The following is a 20,126-nucleotide window of genomic DNA, read 5'->3' on the forward strand; positions in this document are numbered from 1 at the left end:
ATTCCCATGTTTCGCCATACCGACGATATTATCCGCACATTCACCTCGTCATCCGAGACGAAGCAGGCCGACTACCTGAAGCGCGAGAACAGCAACTTCGTCTATTCGCTGCCGCTGCTCAGGCACAACCTGACCAATCACGCCGAAGAGCGGTTCCTGCTGGAGCAGATTCTGCCGCAAAGATTGACCGAGCTGTACCGCGACGGTGTCGTGTACATCCACGACAAGCAGCTTAGCCCCTATTGCCTGAGCGTGGCCTGCAAGGATATCGCCGCGAACGGCATTCCCACGCTGGCCAAGAACATGATGATCTCGAAGCCGACGCGCAAGCTCGAGACGCTGCTGCGGCACTTCAGCAACATCGTGGTGCTCATGTCCCAGCAAGTGTCCGGAGCGGTCATGCTGTCGCAGATGACGACGATCTCGGCGTCCTATCTGTATGTCGAAGAGACGCTGCACGGCCGCCGCTTCTCGGAGGACGACCTGAAGCAGTTGTTCCAGAGCCTGATCTGGGAGATGAACATGCCTCTGCGCGGCGGCTCCCAGTCGGCGTTCACCAACATTACGCTCGAATTCGGCAAGCCGTCCGACGAGATCAAGGACGAATGCGTCGTCATCGGAGGCGTCCCGCTCGGCTTCCGCTACCGGGACATTCCGTCCGGATACTTCGACCGCATCAACCGGGCCGTCATCGAAGTGATGAAGCAGGGAACCGGCACCGGCATTCCGTTCACCTTCCCGCTGCTGACCGTGCCGATCGGCGACGACTTCGACTATGAAGACCGCTTGTTCCTGGAGCTGCTCGACGGGATGTACCAATGGGGCGGCGTGTACTTCGAGAACTTCCGGACGGAGCCGTTCCGGAATGAGCATTATCGCCGGCTGAACCCGTACCTGAAGCCGCGCGATCCGGAGGCAAGCCGCAGCTTGTGCTGCCGGCTGCAGATCGATCTGACCGTGCTGTCGCGGGTCGGCAGCGGCATCTTCGGCAGTTCGACCGGCTCGACCGGCGCGGTGCAGGTGCTGAACCTGAATATGAATCGGGTGCTGATGGAATGCGGCCGCGACGAGACGCTGCTGTTCGCCAGGCTCGAGGAACTGCTGAACATGATGCAGGAAGGCCACATGGCCAAGCGGAACTGGATCGAGCGGAACAAGGAGCTGTATCCGACCTTCTTCGCCTTGAACAAGGACTTGTCCAACTACTTCAACGTGTTCGGCGTCGCCGGCATGCATGAAGGGCTCGTCAACAGCGGCTATCCCGGCGGCATGAACGACGAGGCGGGTCGGCGGCTGGCGCATCGGATTATGCAGTTCATGACGGATACGATCAACGAATTTATCGTTCGGGACCGCGTCGCCTGCGGGATCGAATACGCGCCGGGGGAGAATGCGGCCATCAAGCTCGCGCGGCACGACGTGAAGTGGGCGGCAAGCCGGGGTCGCGACATCTACGTACAGGGAACGGGGGAAAATGTATACTTAACGTCGGGCTGCATGCTGCCCTTCAGCGAAGACGACTTTCTGCGCCAGGTCGAGAACAGCGCCGAATTCCAAGCCTATGCGACTTCCGGCAGCATTTTGCATCATTTTGTGGAGAGCAAGCTTCCGCCGGAGCGGCTGGCCGATTATTTGAGGAAAATATTCGCCAAGCCGATCCAGTACATTACGCTGACGCCGACGCTGACGAGCTGCCTGTCATGCGGACAGCAGCTCGCGGCGGAAGACGGCAAGAATGTGGACAACTGCCCGGTCTGCGGCAGCGACGATCTCGCTACCTTCAGCCGGGTCATCGGCTATGTCAAGATGATCGCGCGCAGGAAGCTAAGTGTGGACCGCGAGGGCTACTACACGGGCGAGTATAACTTCTGGAGCCAAGCAAGGCGCTTCGACTGGAACACCCGCAAGCGGCTGAAGGAGAAGTCTCTCGGGCTCGAATGAGCGAATGAGCAACGAATAGAGGGGCACTCCCCCCTCCCAGAGTACCATCCGGCATGTCCTAGAAGGGTGCCTTATCCCTTCTGTTCAGGCCTCTCGGAAATTTTCCATAATTTAACAAACTGACTGGAAGGGATAAGGCACCCATTTGCGAAAAGGGATAGCGGCAATATCGGACGGTGCGGCGGCGTATACGGGGCAGGGGTATATAGGCGCTTAACAGCTAAACTCGTCAAGCGCCTGTCGCATCCGGCTTCGCGCCGCCGCCACCGCTTCTTCGATCTCGAGCCGGGTCGGCCGATCGAGATGAATGCCGGCGAGGACGGCGACCGTGCGTCCGAGCGACAGCGCAGCCATCGCCGCAAGCTCGGCGGCAAGCTCCTCCTCGCGATGGCCGGGCAGCTTCCAGGCGCTCGCGTGAACGATGCGCCCGTCCTCGCCGCAAGCGACGGCGGCCGCACCCAGATGGGCAGTTCCGCCGGTCACGATAAACACGACGTCCCGCCCCATCGACACCCGGCGAATGTCGATCTCGATTCCGCTCACGTTATCTCCTCCTCTGATGGTCTACGTCAATACTAGCGGCAGGCCGCGGGGCCTGCCGTGACGCCCATCACGCTTAGGGATAACGAACGACGGAAGCGGCGGCTCGCTTCGATCAGATCGTCTGCAGCGGAATGCCGAGCATGTCGGCGACGCGTTTGATCTTGCCGTTCACGTGACCGATGCCGAGCGCGAAGTGATGCGTCGGCCCTGCCGCGCACCAGCGCTCGACGAACTCGGCAACGCTGATGTCGAACCTGCAGCGCGTGTTCGTGTTGCCCGTCTGCGGAATCTCGCCCTTGATCGACTCGCCTTCCGCGGCGATCATCTTGTACTTGCCGTCGGCCGTCTGCGAGATGCCGAGCAGCGTGACCGGTCCGCTCTTGATGCTGAATTCGACGCCGATGCCGGAGCCGCGCTTGCCGTGGAACAGGTCGAGCCCGCGGATGATCGGGCGGCCGTCGCTGATGCGGATGTTATGCGGCCCGTCGTGGCCGACCAGCACGATGTTGTCGACGAAGTCGCACGGGTGCAGCTCGGCGAACGAGCCGCCTGCTCCGAGCCGGTCCATGATCAGCATCGCGGCGCACGTCTTCAGGTCGGCTTCGCCGGCGAGCGGAATGCCCTTGCCGGTCAACAGCGAGTTGCCGAGCACCATGTTGGAGCCGATCCGCTCGTATTCGTTGTCGTCCAGTCCCTTGTAATAATAAGCGAGCCCCGTCAGCCCGAAGTCCTCGATCAGCCGGTCCAGCCCGACCGCGACGCGCGCCGACCAATCGAGGTGCTCCTGCTTGATCGGACGCGTCACGGGGTCGATGAACGGGTCGGCGATTGTGAACATGGCCGCGATCTCCTCCAGCTTGCTCTTGATCGCCGCCGGGCTCGCTTCATGCACACGCTTGGCCAAGTCGCACATCTCGAGCATCTGCACGTGCGAGCCGAACGAAGCCGTGAACGCCGTCGGATCGGAGTTCATGTCGTACATGCCTTCATACGTGTGGCCGAGATAACCGATCCGTGCATACTTGAACGCGCGGCGCGCATTCGCGGCCTGGCACCAGCTCTCCAGCTCCCGCTGCGCCCGCTCGTCTCCGTCCAGCGTGCCGACGATCATGCCCGCCGAAGGCCGTCCTGCCCGGACAAGCACGCCGGCGATCTCCGGCAGCGAGCAGATGTTGTCGTTAGCCAGCTGCATGTACGTCGTCGTGCGCTGGTAGTCGAGCCGGTCGCGCGGCTGCAGCGCTACAAGCACGGTGGGCACTCCCAGGTTCAGAATCGGCGTCGCCGCCGTCGACGAAGTGACATACGTGCTCAGGAAGCTGAACAGCAGGTCGATGTCCTGCTTCTTCAAATATTCGGTTGCCTCGAACGCCTTGTCGACGGAATCGACGAACCCGGCCGAGACGACCTCCACATCGTACTTGCGCAGCATCTCTTCGAATCTCTTGCCATACCCCTCCAGCTCCTCGCGCAGCCCCGGGAACTGCTCCCAATACGGCTCGTGCCCCACCGTCATGACGCCCACGCGAGCCTTCGCTCTCCATACGTTCAGCTTGTTCGCCATCTCTTCGCCTCCGCAATCTCTCTGCCTCGAATTGAATAATTCCACTTCATCATAAGAAAAATCTTCTGCGAATACGATGAGTCATCCCACAACTATTGGAGTTATTCTACGATCGATGTATACTGACAGGTATACGAAGCGAATAGAAAGTTGGAGTTCTCGGAAGGAGAAGATACGCGTGATCGAACCGATCGCCATTTATTACGAGCGGTGCGAGAAGGGCTGGCAAGTGCCGCGCTCCGCGACAGCCAATCGCATCCTGCTGCTTGTCGTATCCGGAACGATGGAATATACGATCGAGGAGACGGTCCATCGCCTGACGAAGGGCGATATGCTGTACGTGCCCGAAGGCTCAACAAGAAGCGCCGTCAATTGCGGCGAAGAGGCATTCACGATGTACGTGGCGCACTTCCGTTATGAGGGCGACGGCGAGAAGCTGCCCTTGCTGCAGGACCACAAGCCGCGCACCGCCTCCGTGTCCGGCTTCGATTATGCCCGGCGGCGCTTCTCCCTGCTGACCCAGCATTGGCTGCGCAAGTCGCCCTGCTGCGGCGCGCTGTGCCACAGCGCGGCGCTCGAGCTGCTGGCGATTCTGCAGGAGGAGGCCGATATGTCCGCGCTGCCGGACAAAGCTTACGATCTTGTTGTCCAGTTGCAGGATTACATTCTGCGCAACTATCGGAGAGTGATCCCTATCGCCGAACTCGCCTCTCACGTCAATCGTACGCCTAATTATGTCAGCCATATTTTCCGCAAGACGACGGGGCAGACGATCTCCGCTTACATGCAGCAGATCCGCGTCTCCGCCGCATGCGATCTGCTGACCGGCTCCCATATGTCGATCGGAGAGATCTCCGACCTGTTGGGCTTCTGCGAGCAGTCCTACTTCAACAAGGTGTTCAAGAAGACGACCGGCTTCACGCCTTCCGTCTACGTCAAGGAGAAGCCGAAGCTGTGGCTGACGACTTCCTACGCCGCTTCCGCCTCGGGCTCGCCATCGTAGAATCGCTCCAATAAACGTAGCTGCGTTCCTTGCCGGGGGCTGCGCCCGTCTCCTAGAATGAGGGGTGATCGCCATCTCTCATAATGGAAGGTGCCTGCTCATGTCAGGAAGCAAATACGAGAATCGCAAGCTTGATCGCGCGCTCGGCACGGATTCGGCCATCGGCGCAGACTGGCGCTGGGTGTCTCCAGGGGAGAAGCCGCTCGCGCTGACGGGGCTGCCCTGGTTCCGACAAGACGGAGCGTATCGGCGCCTGCCCGTTCGCCCGGCTTATCCGCTTAGGCCGGAGGTGGACCGGCTGGCGAACTTCCCGACGGGAGTGCAGATCCGGCTGCGAACCGATTCGCCGAAGCTGGCCGTCCGGGTCGAGCTGGCCGGTCCGTCCGGCGCCTATACGATGACGCCTGCGGTGCAGTGCGGGGTCGATTGTTACTTGGGAGGGCCGGGAGAGCAGCGCTATGTATCGACGAGCCGGTTCGATCCCGAAGCGTCGGCCTACGAGTCGCTGCTGTTCGAGAACAAGGGAGACGGCATGAAGGACATCACCTTGTACCTGCCGCTGTATCAAGGCGTTAAAGATATCGCGATCGGGGTCGCTCCCTCCGCCGAGCTTCATCGGTTCCCTGCCTTCGCGGACAGCAGGAAGGTAATAATCTATGGCACGTCGATCGTCCACGGCGCGGCGGCTTCGCGGCCCGGAATGGCTTACCCGAACATGCTGAGCCGCCGCATCCCGCTCGAGTTCGTCAGCCTGGCGTTCTCGGGCAATGCGCGGGGCGAGAAGGAGCTTGCGCTGCTGGCCGCCGAGATCGACCATCCGGGCTTGCTCGTGCTCGATTACGAAGGCAATGTGCTCAGCTTCGAGAGCCTGGTGGAGACGCTGCCAGCGTTTATCCGAACCTACCGGCAAGCTTGGCCGGAGGTGCCGATTCTCGTACTCTCGCAGATTCGGATGGCCAAGGAGGCATTCGATCCCGAGCTGCGCCGCGAGCGGGAGCGAAGATTGGCGCTCCAGCGCAACATCGTCGAGCGGTTCCGCCTCGCCGGGGACGCTAACGTGCACTTCCAGAGCGGAAAGGACCTGCTGGGGGACGATTACGAGGAATGCTCCGCCGACTCCGTCCACCCCTCCGACCTCGGCTACCGGCGCATGAGCGACGCGCTGCTGCCCGTGTTCGAGCGGTTGCTGGGGTTGTAGGCGCGGCCACAGGGGCGTAAAGCACAAAGAACCGTCAGGAAGCGTTCCCCCGCTCCTCGTCGGTTCTTTCTCCTCTGGCCCGACCTAATTTCCGATGACTATTGCGATTTTATATGAATTTTCACATTCGTCGGCGCGGATTTGGGTGAATCGAGGCGTTTTATGTGATTTTTAGCATACATCCAGCACCTCGGGCCGGAATTTTCTCCATAAATGTGATTTTTCGCATAAAATCGGGCAAAGTCCCCGGTATGGGTCAGCGCCAATGTGATTTTTCACATAAAATTCGTCATCGCGTAATACTCGGCATCTAACGCCATTCGGCATCTAGCCGCATCCATCGACAGTTTCCGCTCCCGGTTCGCCCCGTCAACGCGCGCCTACTCCCGCTTCTCCGCAGGCTTCTTCTTGCTCGCCATCTCTGTCGCTCTCTTGAGTAGATAGTCCTTGTTCTTTAATCCCAATTTCCCCATAAAATCCACGTTTTCATCGTTTCGCTTTTTCCGTTTTTCTTCGGCTTCCCTTCTGATTTTATCTTTCTTTTCTTTCTCTTGCGCTCTCAATCTCTCTCTCAGCTCTTTCATTTTCTCCGCTCGCTCGCGATCCCTCTCCGCCTTCGACTCCGACGCAAGCTCCGGTGCAATCGGGATTCCTTCCATCCCATCCGAGTCGTCGCCGGAGTCCCAGTCCAGAATCCTGGAATCCACCTCCGGGCTGGGCAGATCAGGCTGCGGCGCTTCTTTATATCGTTGAATCGTCGCCGTCGTGCCCGCTGTTGCTCTCTGGGCGACATTCGACGCACCTCCACGCAACAAGGCGCCTACAGCGCGATTGCCGATCTGGCGCTGCAACTGCATGACCTGCTCCGGCCGAACCATGGCGGGATTGCGCGACAGATCGAATGCGCCGCCGACCGGATTGGCGTTGGCTGTTTCGCTTGTGCTTGTGTTGGACTGCTTGCTTGGCTTCCGATGCTCTCGTTGGATATCCCCAAATCCCATCCGGATTCCCACTCTCGACAAAAATATATGTATAGCAACCACGAATTAAGTTTGAGACTATTGTATCATAACGCTCTTCAGTGCTCCTCCGCAGGAATCTTAATGAAATCTTAAAGGTTTGAACCGGCGCCTCCTCCAGTGCTGTATCTCGGTGACTTCTATTGCTGAATCGGAGGAAGGCAATGCACCGTCCGAATGCCGTCCGTTGCCATCCTCATCCCGATGCGCCTCTTTCTCGTTGCACGCCCAATAGCCCCTGCCTGGCAGGGGACCGGATCTTCATGTAAGAATGCTGTCACATGACATGCGCCATCTGGCCTTCCCCACAAGGGCGCCTTATCCCTGCTGTTCAGGTCATTTTTTCCAGTAATTAGGATACTGACCAGAAGGGACAAGGCACCCATTTGCGAAAAGGAACAGGGGGAGGGGGGGGACCATCAGACAGCGTGGCCGACCTCACCCGAACGCCCTACGTACAGAGGAATCGTGTACGAATGCATAAACCGAATCGGCAGGTCCTCGCCGCGAAGCTCCCGAACGTCCCCCTGCCGGATCTCCCTGACCGCGAGAGGGAAGCGTTGCAACGGGGAATAGAGGCAGGTCGAAGCGAATACCGACACGTTGGAGTTGTCGTTCAGCACCAGCGGATAAGGCTTGTCCAGCCCGATGCAGAACGTGCCGCCGAGCACCTCCGTAGAGCCGCCGTTATAGGTCGCGAACGCCGTGCCTTCCTCCTCCGTCTTGAACCCGAGCACCCACAGGCGGCCGCCGTCGTTCACGACCTCGCGCAGCGAGCGCTCCGGATTGAGCTGCCGGCAATAGACCTCTTGGCCGATGAAGTGGAAGCAAGGAGTCTCGCGCGAATACGGGAACTTCTCCTCCCAAGGCAGCTTCTCCTGGCGAACCCCCGCCCCCGGAACTCCGCCTATGGTGCACCCCGTGTTCTCGATGAATATTTTGCCGCCGGTGACTGAATTGAAGTAGAGAGATGCCGCCTGCACATGCACGTCGCTTAAGATGAGCGTTCTCCGGCTGGCATGATCGATCAGCGTCATGAAGCCGTACAGCTTCTCCCAGGCGAACAGATCCTCGATCACAAGCGGCGTGTCCGCTTCCTCATCCACTACGAAGATGCCGCCCCGCATCGTGGTCAGACGGCTGCCGGCCGCGAGGTCGCCATACATGAAGTTGATCCGATTAACCGTCGCCGGCACCCGGATCTGCCCATCGATCAAGTACCGTCCCGGTTGAAAATATACCGTCGAGCGGCCGGAGTTCAGTGCGAGCTGGATCGCAGCCGTATCGTCGTGAAGACCATCGCCGACAGCGCCGTACTCGTTCACGCTGACCCATTCCTCGGGATCGTCCCATGCCGTCTCCGGCGTCTCCTCCACCGACAGCGCCAGAGTGCGGGCGTCGATACCGGAGAACAGCGTCTTGGGCCCGTGCGAGCCATACTCAGCGACATAATCCTTTATCCCCGCCGCCGCGAACTCGTAGCCCTCCGAACGGACATTGCGCAGCAGGAGTTGCCCGAACTCGTAACGGACGGCGGAATCCAGCGGATTCCCGCCTCTCAGATCCCCGTCGACCAAGGCAACGAACGCAGTCACTCCTTGCAAGCGGAGTGCGGGAACCCAGTTGTCGCTCTGCAGATCGCGGATGGAGACGATCGTGTTGCCGACGAAGAAGCCGCAGCGCAGTTGACGGCTGAGCCGGATATGCTCGAACACCGTAAAATGGGTCTGGGGAGTCACCTTGACCCCGTAGCGGAACCCCGTCACCTCCAGGTTCTTCAAGTAGCACGCCGACACTTTGTCGTGAACGACGGCGAAGCCCGTGTTCCCCCGGTACTCGGGATCGCTGGAGACGATGCGAACATCGCGGACAGCTCCGGTATTGTTGGCGAAGAAGACGACACCCGTTGCCCCCGGATTGCCGCTGCCGATGTCATTCGTCATATTCTCCAGCATGTTCGTCATCGCGATATTGGACGCTTCCCCTTGCATGAAGCTGATGACGGGACGATCGTTGCCGAACTCGAAGCCCGGGCAGTTATCCTTCAGCTTGATAACGACCCCGTCCCGGCTCTCGCCCGCGAATCGGAGCTGGCCGTTCATCTCCAGATGGCGCAGGCCGAACAGGAAGTTGCGGAACTCCTCCTGCGCATAGGAGATCGTGTCGCTGACCAGATACGTTCCGTTGGGAAAATAAACGATTCGCGAGTCCGGAAGCGTCTCCGGGAAAATCACGTTCGCCCTCCCGTCCACCTTGCGAATCTCGAAGCTGACGAGGGCGTTCGGATCGTCCATCCCCTCCAGCTTGAGCTTCGTCTCGTAGAAGTTCCGCTCGTAGGCGCCAAGCGCGTCATTCACGATTCGCCTCAATTGTGCGGTGCAGTCGTTCGTTCCGGTGTTGTCCACATTGTACGGCGGCTTCGTCACGTCGATAATCGCGCGGCAATCGCTCGGATAACGCAGTCCATTCGTCATTTTGGCTATGTCCTCCCTCGACCATGCGGTCCATTCCGCTATTATGCTAGGGGAATTCCGGGGCGAAGACAATGAGCGGTGCCATCATTATTGGAGCGATTCTACGATGGGGATAAAAGAAATAGGCAAACACGAGTAGAACCTTCTCCGTGCTTGCCTATCCTGCATTTGGAATGAATGAAACTTCACCAGATCGATCTTCCTGCGAACAGAGGCCTCCCTTCCCCCGATTCCCGTCATAAAGCGAAGCTGGTCCTCAGGCTCGTAGTCGTTGAACAATTCCTCCACAGCATCAATCGAAAGGATAGATTCAGCCGCTCCTGTATCAATAACCACATTAGGGATGATCATGGTTTTGCCGCGATGCATAATAGTGATGCTGGAAAAAAGCAGTCCACCGACATAATCAAGATCCATGCTTTGACGCTCTCCTGATCATAGGCTTGTCCCGCACTTCCACGACGATGTTTTCTTTCGAGGTATGGTAAACAAAGCGTTCATTTTTTGCGGAAAACAATTCCTTCCATGCCGCTTTTGGATCAGGAATGGGTTTAATGACCGCTACTTCTTCCACATGGAGCTTATTGTCTTCGTAATGAGATTTCAATTCTTCCATCAATACAAATTGATCAGGAAAAAGATTTCTCACTTCAGACCATAACATCTCTAGCCCCCCCTTTGGCATCCTTCCCTTTATTTTACCATCCTTTGTATGTTCTGAACACATAACTCGTGAGCGCGTAGATGATTTGCCTCTTGCATCCGAATTTAATGGAGCGGCGACCGAACCGGCTCCTTTAAAGGAGCGGCAATGCGCGGTCCCCTTCTCACCAGCAGGACATTCGCGAGCATGGCGGCCGTGCTCGTTGCCAGAATAATAACGCCCAGCGGAACGGCCGTGTCTTCCCCTGCGATGCCGACAAGCGGAGCGACGACCGCTCCCAGCAGGAAGGGAACGACACCGAGCAGTGCGGCTGCGCTGCCCGCATTCCGGGCCTGGCTCTCCATCGCCAGGGGGAAGGCCGCCGTGGACGTCATGCCGATGGAAGCGACGAAGACGAACAGGGGAATGACCAGCGCGAACAGCGGTCCGTGGACGATCGCGACCGTCAGGACGGCGACGCTGGCCGACAAGGCCAGCCAGAGGCCGAGCCGCAGGAAGGCCTGCTCGGAGACGCGGTGCGCCATTCGGCCGACGATCTGGGAGCCGATGATGAGGCTGATGCCGTTCGAGCCGAACAGCAAAGCGAACACCGTCGGCGTCGCCCCGTAGATGTTCTGATAGATGAACGGGGTTCCCGATACATATGCGAATACCCCGGCCATCATAATTCCCTGTGCCAGCATGTAGCCGACGAATTGGCGGTCCCGCAGCAGCGATCCGTAATTGCGGAGCTGCTCCGCGAAGTTAGCGGGCTTGCGACGATCGGAGGGCAGCGTCTCCGGCAGCCGCCACTTGGTCATCGCCCACAAGTACGTTCCCAGCAGGGTCAGCGAGATGAAGACGCCGATCCAGCTCGTGAACGAGAGGACGCCGCTGCCGGCCACCGGCGCCGCGAGCGGTCCCAGATTGCCGACCAGCAACAGCAGCGAGAAGAACTTCGTCAATTCGCTGCCGCTGTACAGATCGCGCGCAATTGCCCGCGAGATGACGATGCCCGCCGATGCGGCGAATCCCTGCACGAACCGGAAGACGATCAGAAGCCCGATCGTCGGCGAGAACGCGCAGGCGAGCGAAGAGATAACATAAGCGATCATGGCGATCAGCAGCGGGTTCCGTCTGCCGTGGACGTCGCTCAGCGACCCCATGACAAGCTGGCCGATGCCAAGTCCAAGCAGGCAAGCGGTAAGACTGAATTGCACAAGCGAAGCTGTCGAATCGAACTGCTTGACGATCTCCGGGAATGCCGGCAAATACATATCGATCGTAAAAGGCCCCAGCGTCGAGAATAAACCGAGCAGCAATGCCTGTCTGATCACTCGTTGGCGATGATGACTGTTGGGTTGGGTCATGATCAAACGACTCTCCTATTCTGTGTATCGTGGTCGTGTATCGTTAACCGTTGGCCATTGTGGCGATATCGATCACGAAGCGATAGCGGACATCCGACGCAAGCACGCGCTCCCAGGCTTCATCGATCCGATCGGCGGAGATCAGCTCGATCTCGGGAGCGATGCCGTGCTCCGCGCAGAAGTCGAGCATCTCCTGCGTCTCGCGTATGCCGCCGATCATCGAGCCGGCGAACGACCGGCGATGCCCGATCAGCGAGAAGACGTTGACGGACAACGGCTCCGGCGGCGCGCCGACATTGACAAGCGTTCCGTCAAGCGCCAGCAGCGACAAGTAGGCGCCCATGTCGAGCTTCGCGCTCACCGTGTTCACGATGAGATCGAACGATCCCGCCAGCTTCTTGAACGTCTCCGGATCGCTTGTCGCATAATAATGGTCCGCGCCAAGCTTCAAGCCGTCTTCCCGCTTCTTCAGCGTCTGCGACAACACCGTCACCTCGGCCCCCATCGCATGAGCGAGCTTGACGGCCATATGGCCGAGCCCGCCAAGTCCGATGACGGCCACCTTCTTGCCCGGTGCGGCTCCCCAATGGCGCAGCGGCGAATACGTGGTGATGCCGGCGCACAGGAGCGGCGCGGCGACGTCAAGCTCGAGACCGTCGGGAATGCGAACGACGAAGTCCTCCGTTACGACGATATGCGTGGAGTATCCTCCCTGCGTGTACTGCCCGTAACGATCGATCGCCCCATACGTGCCGGTCATCCCATTCAGGCAGTACTGCTCCTCTCCCTGACGACAATGCGCGCACTCCCCGCAAGAGTCGACCATGCAGCCGACGCCGACCCGATCGCCTGCGGCATACTTGGACACCTCCGAACCGACCCGGGCGACAATGCCGGCGATCTCGTGCCCCGGAACGAGGGGATACTCGATAGGTCCCCACTCGCCGCGGGCGGTATGAATATCGGAGTGGCAGATGCCGGCGTACTTAATCTCGATAAGAACATCGCGCGGCTGAAGTTCCCGGCGCTCGATGACGGTTCGTTGGAACGGACCTTCCGCGCCGAATACGGCGCTTGCGGCAGCGTTAATCATAACATGACCTCCTGGATTCCATTCGCCGATAAACAAAAACAATTGTTTAATCAACTCATGTCCATTATTATAAAGGCAAGTGCCTCGCGTTCAATGGTTAAAAAATCGCAATTCGTTCATATCTCAACAAACCGCGCCAAATTGTTGATTATCTAAAAAAGGGGAATGAGGTGCACAGCAAGATGGCGAAAGTGGATCGGCGAATCCTCAAGACCCAAGAAGCATTAAAAAAAGCCGTCATCGAATTGATGACGGAGAAGAACTTCGATGACATTACCATTCAGGAGATCGCCGACCGGGCCAACGTCAACCGCGGCACCATCTACCTTCATTATCAGGACAAATACGATCTGCTGGATCAACTCATCGAGACGCTTCTTCGCGAGATGTGCGAGCTGGATGAATGGGCTTGCCAGTTGGAGTGGACGGAGGCGCTTGTGCCTTACTTCGAATTTTTCGAGAAAAATTATTTGTTCTTCTCCACCATGCTGGCGAGCAAGGGAGCCCCGGAAGCGTTCCGCGCCCGGCTTCTGGTGGCATTCATGGAAGGCTTCAAGTGCGAGATCGACCGCGACAGCGACCGCAATACGGATTTAAACGACGACGTGATGCTGCAATACGCCGGAACCGCCTATGTCGGCGTCATCGAATGGTGGATACGCAACGGGATGCCTTACCCGCCCCAAGCCATGGCCAAACAAGTGGGCACCTTGATCGGGCGAAGCTTGTGAGCGGGGAAAGCTCTTCTAACTGTTTCGATTAATCTCCATCTCGGAGGCCGGATCGAACTTCTCGCTGCTCATGAAGAAAGCTGCCGCAAGCGCGATGACCGCCGGGATGCTCGCCCACGCGAAGGTCTGAACGAGCGAGGAGGTTAACGCTTCCGTAATTTTCTCCAGAACGGGCACAGGGATATAATCCCGCGTCTGCGGGGTCAGTATATTGCTCGGATCGCTTAGATCAATTCCTTCCGTCTGTTGCCCGCCGCTGAATGCGGCCGTTAATCTATTCAAGAAGACATGGCTCTGAATAATGCCGAAGACCGTAATTCCTAGCGTCATGCCCAACTCCCGATTGAAGTTAAGCGTCGAGCTCGCGGAACCGCGTTGCCGCGCGGTGAAGCCGTGTATGGCCGCATTGCTCAGCACCGAGAATGAAGAACCGATCCCCAGTCCGACCAGAATCATGAAGATCGTGACCATGAAGCGCGAAGTATCGGTCGTCAGCGTGGTTAATAGCGCTATGCCGATAACCAGCAGCGTTGTCGTCGGAATCATGATGGAGCGATACTTGAGCTTCGCCAGTAATGCCCCTCCGCCCGCTGCCGTCACGACCGAGCCGAGCATCATCGGAAGCAGGACAAGCCCCGAATTCGTCGCCGATCCGCCGAGAACGCCTTGAATAAATACCGGAATATAGATGGATGCCGTAATAAACGCCGCTCCGCTGAATATTGCCATAACATTACTTGTTGAATAGAGACGGTTCTTAAACATTCCGAAGGTGATGATCGGTTCTTCCACTCGCCGTTCGATATAAACAAAGGCAAGGAAGAGTAAGGCGAACAACGCGAATAACCCGATGATCATTCCGGAGTCCCAAGCATATTCCTTGCCGCCAAGTTCAAGCGCGAACATGAGACTAACGATCGAAGCGACAAGCGTCATCGCGCCGAGATAGTCGATTTTCTGCTTGGAATGCTCAATGGACTCTTTGTAGAAGAACGCGATCAAGACGAAGGCAACGAGCCCAATCGGCAAGTTGATGTAGAAGATCCACGACCAGTGGATGTAATCCGTCAGATACGCGCCTATAAGCGGTCCGAAAATGCTGGAGAGACCGAATACGGCGCCAAACAGGCCGCCCATCTTGCCGCGCTTGTCTGCAGGTACCACGTCGAACATGATCGTGAAGGCGATCGGCATCAACGCGCCGCCGCCGATCCCTTGGATCGCGCGATAGATGCTTAGCTGCACGATTGTTTCTGCCGTCCCGCATAAAGCAGATCCGATCATAAATATAATCATGCCAAAGACAAAGAATCGCTTGCGTCCATACATATCCGATAATTTGCCGAATATAGGCATGCCGGCCATCTCCGCAACCATATACGCCGAAGTGACCCACATTAATTTGTCGAATCCACCCAAATCCCCAACGATTGTGCCAATTGCCGTTGCGACGATGGTATTATCCATCGATGCCATTAGAATGGCTAACAGCAATCCTCCAAGTATGATGCCCATCTTATTTCCCTTTGCCATCTTTGCTTGCCTCCGATAGGAAGTTGATTTATATCGCACCATCAAGTATATTGTTCATAAAGAATCTTGATGGTCAAGATATTATACATCCTAAGAGGAGGACTGCCCTTTGTCAAGCGATCGACAGCTACAACCAACGGAACTGCAGGAGAACTTCACGTTGCGCATGCGAGGCCTGGGAACCCGAACGGTGCTCTATCAGCAAAGCGTCGCGACCGCTCTCGGGTTATACAATAACGACTTCTTATCCATCGATATCCTGCACGAGCGAGGCCCGATCACCGCAGGCGAGCTCGCGAAGCTAACCGGGCTCACGACAGGGAGCGTTACCGCATTAATTGATCGGCTGGAGAAGAACGGCTTTGTTCACCGACAGCCTGATCCGCAAGACCGCCGCAAGGTGATCATCGTCCCGCTGTACGAGAATAAAGAGGAAGTCAGCACAATATACCTTCAGCTTCATGCGGAGATGGTGAGGCTGGCCGCTTCCTACTCGGATGAAGAGCTCGCGCTCATAACCCGGTTCCTTGGCCAAGCGAGCGCGGTCCTGGAGGATCAGATCCATCATCTTCATTCGAATGCGCGCAACAAATCCTAACGAGATAAGGGTGAAGCAATAATGGCTGTACTCGTTCTGTTCGCAACAAAAACCGGAGCAACGGCGCAATGCGTAAACGTCTTGTCAGAACAACTGCCGGGTTGCACGACATGCAACTTGGAGACGGACAAGCCCGCCATCGGACAGTTCGACCGCATCATTCTGGGCGCGGGAGTAAGAGACGGGAAGATCTACAAGCCGATTCGGGACTTCATCAAAAAAAATCATGACGATCTCCTGAAGAAAAGCATGGGATACTTTATTTGCAACGAGAAGCCCAAGGAGACGGAAGAGATTATCGAGAGGAATATTCCAGCCGACCTAAGAGAAGCCGCGCTCTGCATCGAATCGTTCGGAGGCTACAAAGCCTACAAGGCACCGAAGGAAGGCGACGATCAGTTGCAAGGGATTTTTGTCGATCGGATCAAGGCTTTCGCCGAGAGGTTCGCGCAGTAACAGGCGGCTCCTCCGTGCAACTGGCGAGCTGCCGATTTTTCTCCGCAAACCTGTCGTTATGGGAGGACACGCCCGCCGTCGCCGCAGACTGCGGGTCAATGTACAGCTTGGCACTGTTGACAGCAAGAATGGCATCCGTGAAGGCTCCCGCGAGCAATCCGACTTTGCCTCCGTGGGACACGAAATCGCCTGCGCCGAACACGCCGGGAATGTTGGTGGTCATCTTCTCCCCCACCTTCGCGGTCCATTCGCTCATATCAAGTCCCCACTTGTCGAGCGGACCGAAGTCGCTTCTCGACCCGTGGCTGACGATAATGGCGTCAACCTCGAGCACCTCCTGTTCACCCGTCGCCACATTCTCGATCGATACTTGCTCAATCGTTGTGCGATTGACGCTGTGCAGCGCCAGCACCCGATACGGAATCCGTATGTCAACCCCGGATGCGCGCATGCGATTAACATTGCCCTCGTGCCCTCTGAACCGATCGCGGCGATGCACGATCGTTACCGAGTCGGCGATCGCAACAAGCGCATTGGCCCAATCTACCGCCGCGTCGCCGCCTCCGGAAATAACCACTCGTTTTCCTTGAAAATCGGCCAAATCTTGTACGGTATAATGAAGGTTCGTTCCTTCGAAACGTTCGGCTCCTTCGATATCCAATTTCGCCGGCTTGCTCTTGCCGTAGCCGACAGCCAAAATAATGGCACGCGTGCGATGTCTGGCGCCGGTGTTTGCAGTCAGGACAAACGTTCCATCTGCCATTTGCTCGCAGACGGCGATCAACTGACCCAACACAATCGTCGGCTCGAACGTTGTCGCTTGACGAATCAATTGTTCGGTCAGTTGCTCCCCCCGAACCGGCGTCAGACCGCCGACATCCCACACCACTTTGTCCGGATAGGCAAGCATCTGTCCGCCAAGTTGCTCCTGCGCTTCGATCAGCTTCGTCTTCAAGTCCCTCAGCCCGCTATAAAAGGCCGCATACAGTCCGGCCGGACCGCCTCCGACAATCGTGACATCATAAAGCTCCGGCATACGATTCCGCAACCTCCCTGATCGATATGGCTTTACCGTAAAATATCGGGCAACTGCTCCAACACGCCGAATCTGGCGATAGCGTCATCCACGTTAATCTGATGCGGCAAGCAGCGAACTTTGTTCTGGCGCACCGCAGGAAGCATCTTCCAATGACGATTGCCCACAAGCTCTTGCTTCATTCGCAGAAGACAGCCTTCGGAGCCGTGCAACAGGAAGATGCGATCGCCTGCATATTGCTCGAGTTCTTCGGCTTCAATCGCAAAAAACGGTATTTGCTCTCTCAGCATCGGCACAAGCCGCTCTGGCGGATTGAAGCCGAGCGGGTGGTACAGCGCAAATGCCAGTCCCTTCAGCATAATGTATAACACTTCTTCGGATTGCAGCAGGACAGTCGCCGTTTCTCCGGGCTGCAGCAGCGAGCGAAGCTGCCGCCATTGCTTGTGGGCCTGTTGCTCATACTTGGCAATAATGCCTTCCGCTTGTTCCATCCGGCCGAGAGAACGCGCAACCTGACGCAGTCTCTCATTCGGATAGGCGTTGTGATTAAACACGACAGCCGGAGCAATTCCGGATAAATCATTCGCCTCCGCCTCGTTAAAGAACCCTGACAGCATAATCAGATCGGGCTCGAGAGATGCAATAATGTCCCGATCCCCCGTATGGCCGATATCTACAACATGCTGCAAGCCAGGCAAGAAGGAGTTGTGCCGAATGTTCAGCAAGTCTGCGCCGATCGGCTGCAGCCCCAATGCCAGCAGATCGCCGATAAAATTACCGGAGAACACGATGCGTTGCGGCTGTGCGGGCACTTGAACGTCCCTGTTCCATCGATCCCGATAGCTGATCGTAAGCCGCTGCTTCCGCTCACGCTTGAACTCCCCCGGGGATATGCCCGTCGCCTGCCGGAAAATGCGATTAAAATAGTATTCGTCTTTAAAACCGACACGAACGGCGATATCGCGCAGTCCCAAATCGGTGCTCGTCAACAACGACTTCGCCTGCTTCAGGCGGAGCGAAGCCAAATATTCGAGCGGACGCTGCCCGGTCAGTCTTTTAAATACTTTGCCATAGTGCCACGGCGGCACGTTCGCCCGCTGCGACAATGCCGCAACCGACAACGACTCCTGATAATGGCTCTCCATATAAACGATCGTTTCGCTTACGACCGCTTCCGCTTTACCATCCGTTGCCTGCTTCGCGGAGGCTGCGAACAAAGAGGCAAGCAGATGCTGGAAGCTCCCTTGCCGTCTAAGCCGAACGGGCGTGTCTGTCGACTGGCCCCCGGCTAGCAATTCGTCCAGTTGCTGCTGCAGCCATACGAACGGGCGAACAGAGATCGGCTGCAACGACTGCAGCAGCGGTTCGGTATACAAGGCGAATGACGGCGTGCTGCAGATAGCCGCGAAAAACACCGCGTACATGACCAGCTTCCCGCGCCCCGGATAAATCACGAGAGGATCGCACCGGGGAGGCAGAAACAACGCATGCTCGGCTTGTACGACGATAGACCCCCTGTTCATTCGGATATGAAATTGCCCGGTTGCCGCGATCAGCAGCATATGCAGGCCCGGAACGTGTTCCGGCAGCAGTTCCGAAGGGTAATCGATACGCCGCACATCGCGGAGCTGGAACAGAATCTCCGACGAATCAGACGAATCGGACAAATCGGACAACAGCAACACCCCTTGACCGAATAGAAGTGATAAAGCGCCTTGCAAGACCAAATGGCTTCAGGATGCCGAATTCGGTTGCAGAATCGTTTTCAGTTCATTCAGCAACTGCTCGCGCACAATCGCCCCATCATGGTTCCACTTGCTGTCCACATGGAATACCTTTCCGTTCCGGACTGCAGGAAGCGATTGAGCAAACGAGCTTCTGAGAAATTCGTCAACAAACTGATTGTCTTCATCGTCTGCCGAATTGATAAAAAATATATAATCGCCTGCATATTCCGGCAACAGCTCGCTGGAGATGTCTACGAAGGGCTCTCCGTCGCGAATTAAATCGGCTGTTTTGCCGGCCGGGGCAAATCCGTGTCGTTCATTGAACAGCGTTAACGGCAAACCGCGATTGCCCATGATATAAAATGTTTTGCCTTCATAGATAAATACGGAAGCGGTGGACCCGGCAGGCACCGTAGAAGCCAACTCCGACCACGCCTGCTCAACCTTGGCCTCATAGCCGGCAATCCAGGTTTCCACTTCTTCGCGTTTATCCAATACCTCGCCAAAAAAACGCAAACGATCGTATAGGCTTTTGCCATGCTCGTACGCAACTGTCGGCGCAATGGCTTCCAACGACTCCATGCCTTGCGCGTCCATTACGTTGATGCTGGCTATAATCAAGTCGGGATTAAGGGCCAAGATCCGTTCCGCATCGCCCGGATGACCGACATCGACGATGGACTCCATTCGTTCGTCATAAACACCCTTTGTCATATTTTGCAAATTAGCGCCTACAGGCGCAATGCCCAATACGAACAGATCGTCGATGCTGTTTCCGATAAACACGATCCGCTCCATACGGGCCGGCAGAACGACGTTCTTGCCCCTTGCATCGACGACCGTTCGGGCATCCTTGCTTTCTTCTACGCTTGCTGAACTGCCGCATGCCGTCATAATCGTCCCAAGCAGCAGCAAAATCATTGCACCCACCGCAAAAACTTTTCTTTTCCCCGCCATTACGCATCCTCCTGCAACCCTATAAGTGATGATAATCGTTCTCAACATCATTAAATATAGCTAACTGTTTTTGGGTTTACAATGGACAGAATCTACGACTTATTGGGATAAAATCAATGCGGGATCACAGCTCCAAGACTCCGTCGGTCCAAGTCAAGAGCAACACCCTACAACTCCCAATCACGCAGAAAAGCTCCCGAATCGTCGTAAGGACAGATTCAAGAGCTTGTTCATGGCAAGGAA

18 protein-coding genes are annotated in these 20,126 nt (G+C 57.0%); 6 read left to right on the plus strand and 12 right to left on the minus strand.

Annotated elements, in window-relative coordinates:
- Positions 1-6: 6 nt before the first annotated feature.
- On the plus strand, positions 7-1,941 hold the full coding sequence (gene nrdD / locus E6C55_RS05610) for an anaerobic ribonucleoside-triphosphate reductase (RefSeq protein WP_136368806.1): 1,935 nt from the start codon (positions 7-9) through the stop codon (positions 1,939-1,941).
- 213 nt (positions 1,942-2,154) lie between these two features.
- On the opposite strand, the gene lpdD is transcribed toward nrdD, so the two are convergent.
- Positions 2,155-2,484 carry a prenylated flavin chaperone LpdD gene (lpdD, locus tag E6C55_RS05615; RefSeq protein ID WP_136368807.1) on the minus strand — a complete coding sequence of 110 codons (330 nt, stop codon included), beginning with the start codon at positions 2,482-2,484 and terminating at the stop codon, positions 2,155-2,157.
- A gap of 112 nt (positions 2,485-2,596) precedes the next feature.
- Positions 2,597-4,045: an L-fucose/L-arabinose isomerase family protein gene (locus tag E6C55_RS05620; RefSeq protein ID WP_136368808.1), complete on the minus strand. Its 1,449-nt coding sequence runs from the start codon at positions 4,043-4,045 to the stop codon at positions 2,597-2,599.
- Positions 4,046-4,223: 178 nt separating this feature from the next.
- Here E6C55_RS05620 and E6C55_RS05625 point away from each other — a divergent pair, with 178 nt between their 5' ends.
- Complete coding sequence (locus tag E6C55_RS05625) at positions 4,224-5,048, plus strand: helix-turn-helix domain-containing protein (protein ID WP_168735477.1); 825 nt, start codon at positions 4,224-4,226, stop codon at positions 5,046-5,048.
- Between the two features lie 100 nt (positions 5,049-5,148).
- Entirely contained in the window at positions 5,149-6,246 is a 1,098-nt protein-coding gene (locus E6C55_RS05630) for an SGNH/GDSL hydrolase family protein (RefSeq protein ID WP_136368810.1), read from the plus strand.
- 380 nt (positions 6,247-6,626) lie between these two features.
- Here E6C55_RS05630 and E6C55_RS05635 read toward each other — a convergent pair whose 3' ends face one another.
- The 6 genes from E6C55_RS05635 to E6C55_RS05660 form a co-directional block, all read right to left on the minus strand.
- Positions 6,627-7,259 carry a hypothetical protein gene (locus E6C55_RS05635; RefSeq protein WP_136368811.1) on the minus strand — a complete coding sequence of 211 codons (633 nt, stop codon included), beginning with the start codon at positions 7,257-7,259 and terminating at the stop codon, positions 6,627-6,629.
- Between the two features lie 425 nt (positions 7,260-7,684).
- Positions 7,685-9,739, minus strand: a complete 2,055-nt coding sequence (locus E6C55_RS05640; RefSeq protein ID WP_136368812.1) for a glycosyl hydrolase family 28-related protein — start codon at positions 9,737-9,739, stop codon at positions 7,685-7,687.
- 87 nt (positions 9,740-9,826) lie between these two features.
- Positions 9,827-10,156: an aspartyl protease family protein gene (locus E6C55_RS05645; RefSeq protein ID WP_136368813.1), complete on the minus strand. Its 330-nt coding sequence runs from the start codon at positions 10,154-10,156 to the stop codon at positions 9,827-9,829.
- Positions 10,146-10,403, minus strand: coding sequence for a hypothetical protein (locus E6C55_RS05650; protein WP_136368814.1), 258 nt, complete (start codon positions 10,401-10,403; stop codon positions 10,146-10,148). The genes E6C55_RS05645 and E6C55_RS05650 overlap by 11 nt, the downstream gene beginning before the upstream one ends.
- Before the next feature lie 104 nt (positions 10,404-10,507).
- Positions 10,508-11,752: a multidrug effflux MFS transporter gene (locus E6C55_RS05655; RefSeq protein ID WP_136368815.1), complete on the minus strand. Its 1,245-nt coding sequence runs from the start codon at positions 11,750-11,752 to the stop codon at positions 10,508-10,510.
- A gap of 43 nt (positions 11,753-11,795) precedes the next feature.
- Positions 11,796-12,845 (minus strand): NAD(P)-dependent alcohol dehydrogenase, encoded by a 1,050-nt coding sequence (locus E6C55_RS05660; RefSeq protein ID WP_136368816.1) that lies wholly within the window; start codon positions 12,843-12,845, stop codon positions 11,796-11,798.
- Positions 12,846-13,027: 182 nt separating this feature from the next.
- Here E6C55_RS05660 and E6C55_RS05665 point away from each other — a divergent pair, with 182 nt between their 5' ends.
- Complete coding sequence (locus E6C55_RS05665; protein WP_136368817.1) at positions 13,028-13,576, plus strand: TetR/AcrR family transcriptional regulator; 549 nt, start codon at positions 13,028-13,030, stop codon at positions 13,574-13,576.
- A gap of 15 nt (positions 13,577-13,591) precedes the next feature.
- Here E6C55_RS05665 and E6C55_RS05670 read toward each other — a convergent pair whose 3' ends face one another.
- Positions 13,592-15,109, minus strand: coding sequence for an MDR family MFS transporter (locus E6C55_RS05670; RefSeq protein ID WP_136368818.1), 1,518 nt, complete (start codon positions 15,107-15,109; stop codon positions 13,592-13,594).
- A gap of 166 nt (positions 15,110-15,275) precedes the next feature.
- Between E6C55_RS05670 and E6C55_RS05675 the strand changes: the two genes are divergently transcribed.
- Both E6C55_RS05675 and E6C55_RS05680 read left to right on the plus strand, forming a co-directional pair.
- Positions 15,276-15,707, plus strand: coding sequence for a MarR family transcriptional regulator (locus tag E6C55_RS05675; protein WP_230986557.1), 432 nt, complete (start codon positions 15,276-15,278; stop codon positions 15,705-15,707).
- Positions 15,708-15,728: 21 nt separating this feature from the next.
- Positions 15,729-16,163, plus strand: a complete 435-nt coding sequence (locus E6C55_RS05680) for a flavodoxin domain-containing protein (RefSeq protein WP_136368820.1) — start codon at positions 15,729-15,731, stop codon at positions 16,161-16,163.
- Here the strand turns inward: E6C55_RS05680 and E6C55_RS05685 are convergent.
- Genes E6C55_RS05685 through E6C55_RS05695 form a run of 3 tightly spaced genes read right to left on the minus strand, consistent with a single transcriptional unit; the run spans position 16,132 to position 19,883 of the window.
- Positions 16,132-17,199, minus strand: coding sequence for an NAD(P)/FAD-dependent oxidoreductase (locus E6C55_RS05685; protein WP_136368821.1), 1,068 nt, complete (start codon positions 17,197-17,199; stop codon positions 16,132-16,134). The two genes, E6C55_RS05680 and E6C55_RS05685, sit on opposite strands and share 32 nt — an antisense overlap.
- A 32-nt stretch (positions 17,200-17,231) precedes the next feature.
- Positions 17,232-18,875: an AraC family transcriptional regulator gene (locus tag E6C55_RS05690; RefSeq protein ID WP_136368822.1), complete on the minus strand. Its 1,644-nt coding sequence runs from the start codon at positions 18,873-18,875 to the stop codon at positions 17,232-17,234.
- A gap of 57 nt (positions 18,876-18,932) precedes the next feature.
- A complete protein-coding gene (locus E6C55_RS05695; RefSeq protein WP_168735478.1) occupies positions 18,933-19,883 on the minus strand; it encodes an ABC transporter substrate-binding protein in 951 nt (316 codons plus the stop codon).
- Positions 19,884-20,126: the final 243 nt, after the last annotated feature.

Origin of the sequence: Cohnella fermenti (assembly GCF_004801405.1) — a bacterium.
In the GTDB taxonomy this organism is placed as follows: domain Bacteria; phylum Bacillota; class Bacilli; order Paenibacillales; family Paenibacillaceae; genus Cohnella; species Cohnella fermenti.